The following is an 8,609-nucleotide window of genomic DNA, read 5'->3' as shown; positions in this document are numbered from 1 at the left end:
GCCGCCCGGAAGGATGCCAGAGAAGGTCGACAGGCCAAAGATGCTGTCGTAGGAGCGATTCTCGAGCATGAGAACGAAGACGTGCTGTATCGCTGCCATTGCTTCTCTCCCACGACGCTCGTTGGGTTGTTCGGCCACGATACACCGAAAACAGGCGGGCGCGAGCGCCATTCGCTGCTCAACCCTTGAGGTCAGCCTGGAGCTCTATGTGCAACAAGATACCGGCAGCCTGGCCGTGGTGACCGCTCGAGTGGAGTCACAAATTCGCGCCTAATGCGACCGCAGCTAATGCGGCGGCGAGAGCCGGCAGGGTCGCCATGACACCCAGCTTCAAGAAAGACCATGCGGGCACTTCGATGCCGTCGCGACGCAGCGCTGTGAGCCAAAGGATGGGGGCCAAGGAGCCAGTGACGGAAAAGTTCGGGCCAAGATCCACCCCAAGCAGAACTGCGCTAGCGATTGGCGTGGACGTGTGCGCCGCGGTAAGCGATGAGCAGATTGTTGATTAGGAGGCATGCGGTGGCAATGACCGCGGTGGCTATCCAACCCGCACGAGCGGGAATCGCTTTCGCGGAGGTTTGAACTGCGGTAGTCCCTGGAAAGCCTTACCCTCCAGCCGTTTGGCTAGCATTCTACTCATGGCTCAAGGCGGAGGTGTTCGCCCCATAGCGGCCCCACGTCGTGCCGGGAAACGGTTTGAGATTGGGCGATTCGAGGTGAAGGGAAAACGGGGGGTTGATCACCGCGAAATCAAACGATTGAGGGTGGATGTTTTCCATCCCCGTTCGCTTGAACTCGCAGTCGAATCCAGCCGCTTCGATCGTCTCCTGAACAGCGGCAATTGCGTCGCCGTGCACGTCCACGCCATATAGCATGTGACGATCGGGGCTTGCAAACTGAAGCAGCCTCGCGGAGCCAACCGAGTTGTCGAGGATGCTCACCTTCCTTTGGGGCTGGAAGATGCAGACGAATTGCCACATGAACTCCGCGATCGCGTCAGGCGTGAAAAATGCCCCAGGTGCCGCTGGCGCGCGATGTGAAGCTCGCCCTGATGGGCCACACCGCTATCCTGCGAACCGAGACTTATGATTTTCCGAAGCGGCGAGAACCAGTCCGCCTCGATCAAGTCGATCAGGTCAAGTTGTTGCATTTGGAACCTTGCAAAGAAAAAGGCCCGCATATGGCGGGCCAATGGATGAAGAAAGGTCGGTCCGCGCGGGACCGGTCAAGAAGAGCTAAAGCTGATAGAACCTGCGTACGGCCCTGCGCCGTTGGGCAAACGGCCGCCCGCCCGTCACGGCCAGCGGTGCGTCGGCCACAATGTGGCGAAGCGCTGCGGCCCTGAAAAGCGGCGAGTAGCGGTCTCGCGCCCTGACGATGGAAACCAGCAAGCCATGTGGAAGCTGGTGCGTGTCAAAAACACACCGCGAGAACCGGGTTAAGCGTTGACGGATCATCATTCGTCTCCGCATTAATTCCGCTGGCGGCTGGCGAGGTGTTCCGCGCCATACTCACTGATGAACAACGAGAGTGCATCCCCCACCTGATGGGCGAATTTGAACTGCCACTTTTCGTTGAACATCACGACATCGAGTCCATCGAACGACACCTTTTCGCGCGTATGGAACTCGTAGTCGGGGAGTCGGCCGCGCGTGAGCTGTGCAGCCAGCGCGTGAAACCCTAACTCCGACGCAAACGCCCCCAGGCCTCGAGCGAGCCCAGCAACTGTCGACTGGCAATGGTAGGTGGCTCGCCTGGCGCTCGATCGGGAAACATGTTCGCTCCAGATACGTGCATCCAGAACGATCGCGCTACCTGTGCGCTTGATTTCCGAATCCGGCCTCAGGCTGAATCCATCGATCACCAACTTTGCAGCCTGAACCAACCCGATCCGCTTGCCAGCGTCGCCGCTGTAGGTACGTTCGAGGTGCGCCCAAAACGCATCGAAGTCGGGGCATTTGCCAGCCGCCAGCGCGCCAGAAATGTTGATCGACGCGTTTTTGAGTTCCGTCTCGCCTTCAATTTCCAACCGTCCTCCCGCGGGGGAGAAACGGCGGATCGCTTCGAGCACGAGAACGTGCGAAAGGCGATTGCAGAAATTGGCGAGCTCGCGGTCCGTCTCATAGTCCGCGCGAGTTTTCACCGCACGGTAGGGATACTCTGCGTCATGCGGAAACGCGGCAACCTCCGCCGCACATACTTCCAAATAGGCGGCCGCGGCCTTGGTCTGCGCATCCTTGAAACGCTGAACGAGTGCTCTGTACATAGTGCTTTCCTTTTTGAGAACAATGGGAAAGCACCCCCGGACGGGAGTGTTTCCCGTCTGGGTGAAGAAAGCCCGTTGCTACGGGCGTTCGGTCGATGCGTCTATGACGCGGGTGATGCGCGAATTCTATGTGATCCAATGAACCACGTGCGACGGAAAGCCGTCAATGAGACTCAGCTTTCGCATCGCGTCGCGCGGAGATATCCACAGATTTTGGGGATAAGCCTGTTGAGAACTTGTTGGGACAGCACGGCGCGCTTCGGCATGAAGCCTTTCCTGCTGAAGCCGCATAGGTGGAAACCCCTCGTTGGTGGTGGGCTTTCCGAAAATAATGGTGGCATACGTATGCCACCTGTCTTGAGACTTCAATCGACGCGATCCGACTCTTTCCAGATGTCCTTCCAGTGCTCCGTGTACTCCGTTGCCATTTCGGGCGCATGACGAAAGACGCAGGCGTTTTCCGCATGACGGTCTGATGCGGCGGCGGCCGTATAGTTGAACGACCCGGTTTCCACCGCCGTTCCGTTCAGCACCATGAACTTGTCGTGCAGCATGTCCAGCCGGTTATCGACCCGAACCGGAATCCCGGCCGTGGTCAGTTCGTGGATCTTCGAATACGCGGCGTGCTTGCCGGTGGCGTTTTCCGTCGTATCCGCAACGACCGCCACAGTCGCGCCGCGCTCCTTCGCCTCGATAAGCGCCCGGGCGATCGGTTGCGACGTGAGCTCGTAGGCCGCAACGAGAATCATCGAGTGAGGCCCCGATACTTCGTCGATCGCCTTCAACACGACCGGCAGAGCTGTACCCCTCGGCGAATAGCCGCAATCGTGCGTCAGGCCAGATTCTGCGATCTCCTCTGCCGAGACGGCGGCCGACGCGGCAATCAGCCCGAAAGCAGCACAGGCCGTGAAGCCAACTTTCAAAGCGATCAAAGTAACTTTCCTCATGGTTGGGTTCCTTTAAGAATTGGAGGCTCCTACGGAAAAAGCCCCGGCCTCCCTTATTCAGGGAGACGCGGGGCGTAGAACTATGGGATTGAACCGTGCGTGTGGGGTGCGCGCGATTCAGGCTGCAAGTGCTTCGACGTCGATTACCGCATCGGCTTCCTCGACCAGTTCAGGCGTGTGCGAGATGAAAAACTCCCGATCAAGCCCGCCCTGCTTGAGTACCTCACGCTTCATCCGCATTAACTGACGTTTCCTCCTGGGATCGAGAGGACCGTCCGTTTCATCCGTAAAAAGCGTCCTATAAGGCTGGCCAGCCGTGCGTCCGATGTACAGCGGAATGCCGCGTGTCAGACACTCGTTGATCCAGACCTTCTCGCCACCCGACATCATGGAGACTGCCTTCGTGCTGTCGTTGTCGGCGTCGTGCACGAGGATGTCGAAGCCCTCGCGCAGTTCGCCACTGGCCAGCGCTCGCTGCGTCCGGATCTCCACCGTAAAGCGGGGCCCGTAACAGGCGAGCAACAGGTCGTTGACCAACTGGGTCAGCGCAGGACCGGCGTCGTCGATCGTGAGAGCGACTACACCGTCATTGCCGAGCCCCTTGGCCAAAAGCTTCCACTGAGCGATTTCATCCGACAGACGGTTCGCACGCGCTTGCGTGGCGTCTAATCCCGCCAATTCGGCCTTGATCACGTCAGCTTCGGCCTGGCGTGTAGCTTGAGAGCGGATCAAACCTTCGATCTGCCCTTCGATGCGTGCCAGTTCGTCGCGGTTGGCCTGAAGTTGCCGGTCAACATTTGCGATTTCTCCAGCTACGTCGACACCACCCAGGCGTGCGACTTCAGCGGTAACTTGCTGGAGTTGCTCGTTCAGGCGCCCCGCTGCTTCGCGGTGACGGTTCACGACCTCGCCGAGCTCCTTTTCAAGCTGCGCGATTTCAGTCTCACACGCGGTGAGGCCTTCCTTCGCCTGCTCAATCAGGGGCGCTCGCGCCGCCAGTTCCGTCGCCTGCTGCAGATCACGACGGGCTTGTGCCAGTTCGGCATTCACCTTGTCGAGTTCGGAGCGTGCGACTTGAAGCTTCGCAAGCTCGGGCAAAAGCGCCTTTGCCCGCTCCTGCTTCTGCGTGTACGTTTCGCCAAAGCCTTGCGCCAGAGCGCAACGCGATACGCCTTGACCCGTTCGGACTCAGCCACCGAGGTTGCCGCGCTTTCGCCAGCAGCCTTGCCGGACTTGTCACCCGCCGCTTTCGGCGACGAAGTGCCTTTGCCCGTGCTCGACGTCTTCGGATCAGCCGCCGCCTGCGCAGCCTTTTCAGCCTTGAGGCGATCACCGACCTTCTTCATGTTGCAGACGGTATCGAAGCACTGGCCGCGGTAGACCTTGCCGATCGAATCCGGCAGGCCGCTCACGGCGACGCCGTAGTGCTGGCAGGCATGGCAGGCTTTCGCCTGTTCCTCGCCCACACCGCTCGGGCCGTCGACCGATAACTGGACACGCGTGTTGTTGTCTCCAACGCGCACGATGCGCACGACCGGATACTCTTCACGTAGTCCGGTCGCAACCGTTTCAATCTGCTTATCGGTCTTTTCGTTGAAGCAGGCCCGGTTCGTACAGTTCCCCGTGCCGATCGCTTCGCCGAACATTTCCGTCTGCAGAGACGAGTTGTGCGGACAGGCCGCACAGTCGCTCTTGTCGAAGATCGCCGATGCGAGCGCGCACGAGGCGTTCTCGATGACCTTCTTCAACTCGGCAACCGTCTTGTTCTCGGAAATGATCACGGGCAGGAGCACGTCCTGCTTGTCCTTTCCAAGTGCCGCCAGCAGTTCGCCATGACCAAGCTTGATCTGGCGAGTGTTCAGCGCTTCGAGTACGGTCGAGCTGCAGTTCATGAGCGCGAGACGCGATTCGAACTTGGCACGATCCCAGCCGACAAGTCGCATGGCTTCGTCGCGATCGCCCTTGCATAGGCCAACTGCCGCGGCCGCCGCAATGGCTTCTTCGGAAGGTGCCATGTCATCGCGCTGGGTGTTTTCTGCGAGCGCGAGGATGCGTGCGCCGACTTCATCAAGATCGTCACGAAACATGACGGGCATGTCGAAATCTTCGCCGAAGACTTCAAGGGCGGCACGACAACGGCGGGCCCCAGCTATCAGCGCGTAGGTGCCATCATCGATAGTACGTACGACCACCGGCTGGGCAAGGCCCTGCGCACGGATCGACGCTGCGAGTTCGGCCATCTTGACCGGATCGAAATAGACCCGGGGGTTGTACATGGAAACGATGGAACGAAGGGGAACGGTAGGTTGCTGCATGGCAGATCTCCGATTACGGGAACCTGCTCCCTGTCGGGAATGGTTCCCGAGGGGGTTAAAAAGAAAGGATTGCCGGCGTGCCGGTAGGATTCGATGCGTCAGTGACGCGAGGTGTAAGGGGATTTTCTCGCGTGCGCGTGCGCGAGAAATCCGAAAAGCTCTGAAACTGCACCGGCTTTCACATGGAAACGGCAACACAGTCAAAAAAAAACCGGCCACAAGGGCCGGTCCGGTTCAACGTCATAACAAACTAGAACAACGCGAGTTGCTCGACCTTTCGGAGGAACGCCTCGTTGTTCGGCACTGCATCAACGACGGATTCGAACAGATCGAGCAGCGCGGTTCCACCTGAATCAGGGGCATCTGCAAGCTCCATCGTGTCCACCGCAACAGGCGCGATCGCAACCGCTACGGCATCACCGTCCGCGCTTTCCGGCGCGACTGCATCCAGCTCGGCAGCGGTCCGCTCGAGGACGTCCGTACTTCCCTACTTCCTGCTCGCCATCGCTCTGCTGCTCGCGCTCGGATTCGAGTTTGTGAATGGCTTTCATGACACTGCGAACGCGGTCGCGACCGTCATCTATACCCACTCCCTGGCGCCGAACTTCGCTGTCGGTTGGTCGGGCGCGTGCCACTTCCTCGGCGTGCTGACTTCGACCGGTCGCGGTTGCGTTCGGCATACTGCAGCTACTGCCGGTCGAACTGATTCTGCAGGTGCGCAGCAGCGGCGGCTTTGCGATGGTGTTTGCGCAACTCACTTGCAATCGTTCGTGAGGTGTTCGACGCGCATCACCTCAGTCTTGGAAGGACGTGCGGGACCACTGATCTCGTTTCGTGGTGTCGTCAGTGCTCAGTAGTGGTAACGGCACGAGACGATATTTATCTGTGTACTAGTGATCTCATAGACGAGTCGATTCGTATCATCGAGGCGGCGTGACCACAAACCTGTCAAGTTCGCCTTTAGAGGTTCGGGTTTGCCGATGCCCTCGAATGGCGTGCGCTGAACGTCTTTGACGAGTTGATTGATGCGTTTGAGTGTCTTCTTGTCCTGCCCCTGCCAATAAGCATAATCATCCCATGCCTCGGCAGTCCACATGATGTTCAGAGCGCTCATTCGCCCTCGTCAATAAGCTTGCGAGGCTTGACCTTTCCTGCACGCAATTGCCCAATGGATCGCTCCAGATGCGCAACGTTTGTCGGAGAGCGCAGAAGGTGTACTGTCTCCATTAGGCTGTCGTAATGCTCTTGTGACATGACAATCGCATTCGGTGCATCGCGCCGGGTTATGAGCGTAACGTCCACGTCATCGACGACCTGATCAATAACTCGCTTAAGATTGGCTCGTGCGTCGCTAAACGGGATTGTGCGCATATGTCCTCCTCAAAAGGCAACCTGTGCTCAAACAGGTAGAGTGTATCATACGCGCGTCAACCTGTACTATTACTCGTACAGGTTAGACTGAGTCGCTTTTCCGATTCGGTGTGCTGCTGGATCGGGCAGTCCGAGAGCCGCGATCATCCGCAGACGAAAGCGGCGAAGACGACGACGGCCGCGATTGCGGCGTACTTCCGACCATCGAAGATGCGCATTTAGCGGTGTCCGTCGCGGCGGGCTGCTCGTTCGGAAATCGGACATACAGCATAACTGCGGCCACAGCGAGCCCCAACAAAACGGCAAGGCGAACTGCTTTCATTGCGCAACTCCGATGACGAAGAGGTAGTCGGATCGCCGGAGGGGCAACCGATAGAGAAGCCCGCGATCGAGACCGGGAGGCCTGAAGGTTGATCAGGATGCGAAGCTCGTGACGTCGATTACTGCGTCTGCTTCTTCGACCAGCTCTGGCGTTTGATAGATGAAGAACTGACGCTCAGATCCACCAACGCGAAGAACCTCTCGTTTCATCCGCATGAACTGGCGCTTGCGATCGGGATCCAACGGGCCGTCGGCTTCGTCCGTGAACAGCGACGAAAACCGCTTGCCCGAATGGCGAGCAAGGTGCAGCGCGATACCGCGCGTAAGACACTCGTTCATCCAGACTTTCGCCCACCCGACATCACAGATCCGTCCTTCGTGGTGTCGTTGTCGGCGTCGTGCATCAGAATCTCAAAGCCCTCTCGCGCTTCGCCCTTCGCTGTTTCCGTCTGCGTGCGAACCTCGATCGTGAAACGGGGTCCGTAGCATGCGAGAAGCAGATCATTGACGATGCCGGCGAGCGCCGGGCCCGCGTCGTCGATCGACAACGCGATGATTCCGTCGTTACCGAGCCCTTTGGCGAGCAACTTCCATTGGGCGATCTTGTCGGAAAGCCTCTGCGCTTGCATCCGAGATTCCGGTAACCCCGGCGAGCTCCTTGGCAACCGCTGCCTGTTCAGCCTCCTTCGCGCTCTGCTGCCGGATCAGTGTCGATCTGGCCGTCAAGGCGATTGAGTATTTCGCGCGCCGCAGTGAGTGCAGTCTCGTCTGCATTAAGTGGGCCAACGACATCGTCAGCCGAGAGCGTCTGCAGTTCCTTTCGGACTAGATCGGCCTGCTCGGCGATCACTTTGGCACGGGCTCCCGACTTTTCCACTCGCGCGGTTTCGTCTTTCTCCAGTTGAACCACCTTGCCTTCATATCGCGCGAGCGCCTGAGCAGCTGCGTCCAGTCCGCCCTTGCGAGCGGCCAGCTCGATCACCGTTTTCAATTCGGCTTGCGCCTTATCGAGAGCGACCTTTTCGTCGTGCACGACTTGCTTCGCAGCGTCGACACCGGCTAAGCCGCAGATAAAAGACCTGCGCTTGCTTAGTCGTGATCGTCGGCGGGATTTGCTGGTTGCGCTGCATAGCTGTCCTCTCGTGTGGCCGACTAGCCGGCCTTTTTTGGACGGTGAAGAAGACGGGATGGAAACCGTATTGGTTTTTGCGTGATAGCGTCGTCGGCGGTGACTGGAACGACTTGGTAGCGATCGTCAGCGTGTAATGCTCGAAGACTGTAAGCGTCCACCCAAGGCATCTACCCCGACGTGAGCACGATCGACATGCTGTCGAATTTTTGGCGGAGCATGTTGATGGAAAACAAGGAAGTCGTGACGGTCACCCCGCG

Annotated in this window: 12 protein-coding genes and 1 pseudogene; 1 reads left to right on the top strand and 12 read right to left on the bottom strand. The window is 58.8% G+C overall.

Annotated elements, in window-relative coordinates; all coding sequences use genetic code 11:
• Nucleotides 1–256 precede the first annotated feature (256 nt).
• The 7 genes from HV670_RS31595 to HV670_RS31965 all read right to left on the bottom strand — a co-directional run bounded on the left by HV670_RS31595 (nucleotide 257) and on the right by HV670_RS31965 (nucleotide 5,904).
• Complete coding sequence (locus tag HV670_RS31595) at nucleotides 257–436, bottom strand: ArsB/NhaD family transporter (protein ID WP_246258064.1); 180 nt, start codon at nucleotides 434–436, stop codon at nucleotides 257–259.
• Nucleotides 437–632: 196 nt separating this feature from the next.
• Nucleotides 633–980 (bottom strand): methyltransferase, encoded by a 348-nt coding sequence (locus HV670_RS28675; RefSeq protein WP_246258062.1) that lies wholly within the window; start codon nucleotides 978–980, stop codon nucleotides 633–635.
• A gap of 491 nt (nucleotides 981–1,471) precedes the next feature.
• Nucleotides 1,472–2,266, bottom strand: a complete 795-nt coding sequence (locus HV670_RS28670) for a hypothetical protein (RefSeq protein WP_175108336.1) — start codon at nucleotides 2,264–2,266, stop codon at nucleotides 1,472–1,474.
• A 365-nt stretch (nucleotides 2,267–2,631) separates the two neighbouring features.
• Complete coding sequence (locus HV670_RS28665) at nucleotides 2,632–3,213, bottom strand: phospholipase D-like domain-containing protein (protein ID WP_175108335.1); 582 nt, start codon at nucleotides 3,211–3,213, stop codon at nucleotides 2,632–2,634.
• A gap of 117 nt (nucleotides 3,214–3,330) precedes the next feature.
• Nucleotides 3,331–4,311: a hypothetical protein gene (locus HV670_RS32505; RefSeq protein ID WP_425511482.1), complete on the bottom strand. Its 981-nt coding sequence runs from the start codon at nucleotides 4,309–4,311 to the stop codon at nucleotides 3,331–3,333.
• Nucleotides 4,260–5,528: a PRTRC system ParB family protein gene (locus HV670_RS32500; RefSeq protein ID WP_175108334.1), complete on the bottom strand. Its 1,269-nt coding sequence runs from the start codon at nucleotides 5,526–5,528 to the stop codon at nucleotides 4,260–4,262. The genes HV670_RS32505 and HV670_RS32500 overlap by 52 nt, the downstream gene beginning before the upstream one ends.
• A gap of 250 nt (nucleotides 5,529–5,778) precedes the next feature.
• On the bottom strand, nucleotides 5,779–5,904 hold the full coding sequence (locus HV670_RS31965) for a hypothetical protein (RefSeq protein ID WP_281362482.1): 126 nt from the start codon (nucleotides 5,902–5,904) through the stop codon (nucleotides 5,779–5,781).
• On the opposite strand from HV670_RS31965, the pseudogene HV670_RS28650 reads away from it, so the two are divergent.
• Nucleotides 5,903–6,284 (top strand): annotated as a pseudogene (locus HV670_RS28650) (inorganic phosphate transporter); the annotation flags it as partial. The gene HV670_RS31965 and the pseudogene HV670_RS28650 sit on opposite strands and share 2 nt — an antisense overlap.
• Before the next feature lie 94 nt (nucleotides 6,285–6,378).
• On the opposite strand, the gene HV670_RS28645 reads toward HV670_RS28650, so the two are convergent.
• The 5 genes from HV670_RS28645 to HV670_RS28625 form a co-directional block, all read right to left on the bottom strand.
• Nucleotides 6,379–6,642 carry a Txe/YoeB family addiction module toxin gene (locus HV670_RS28645; protein WP_175108333.1) on the bottom strand — a complete coding sequence of 88 codons (264 nt, stop codon included), beginning with the start codon at nucleotides 6,640–6,642 and terminating at the stop codon, nucleotides 6,379–6,381.
• On the bottom strand, nucleotides 6,639–6,899 hold the full coding sequence (locus HV670_RS28640) for a type II toxin-antitoxin system Phd/YefM family antitoxin (protein ID WP_175108332.1): 261 nt from the start codon (nucleotides 6,897–6,899) through the stop codon (nucleotides 6,639–6,641). Before HV670_RS28640 ends, HV670_RS28645 begins: the two co-directional genes overlap by 4 nt.
• Before the next feature lie 414 nt (nucleotides 6,900–7,313).
• A complete protein-coding gene (locus tag HV670_RS28635; protein WP_175108331.1) occupies nucleotides 7,314–7,559 on the bottom strand; it encodes a hypothetical protein in 246 nt (81 codons plus the stop codon).
• Nucleotides 7,556–7,849 carry a hypothetical protein gene (locus HV670_RS28630; protein WP_175108330.1) on the bottom strand — a complete coding sequence of 98 codons (294 nt, stop codon included), beginning with the start codon at nucleotides 7,847–7,849 and terminating at the stop codon, nucleotides 7,556–7,558. The genes HV670_RS28635 and HV670_RS28630 overlap by 4 nt, the downstream gene beginning before the upstream one ends.
• Nucleotides 7,850–7,896: 47 nt before the next feature.
• Complete coding sequence (locus tag HV670_RS28625; RefSeq protein WP_175108329.1) at nucleotides 7,897–8,253, bottom strand: hypothetical protein; 357 nt, start codon at nucleotides 8,251–8,253, stop codon at nucleotides 7,897–7,899.
• Between the last annotated feature and the right edge of the window lie 356 nt (nucleotides 8,254–8,609).

The sequence above is a fragment of the Pararobbsia alpina genome (assembly GCF_902859895.1).
In the GTDB taxonomy this organism is placed as follows: Bacteria; Pseudomonadota; Gammaproteobacteria; order Burkholderiales; family Burkholderiaceae; genus Pararobbsia; species Pararobbsia alpina.
Note: the sequence above shows the minus strand (reverse complement) of the source record. Positions and strands in the feature narration are given on the sequence as shown.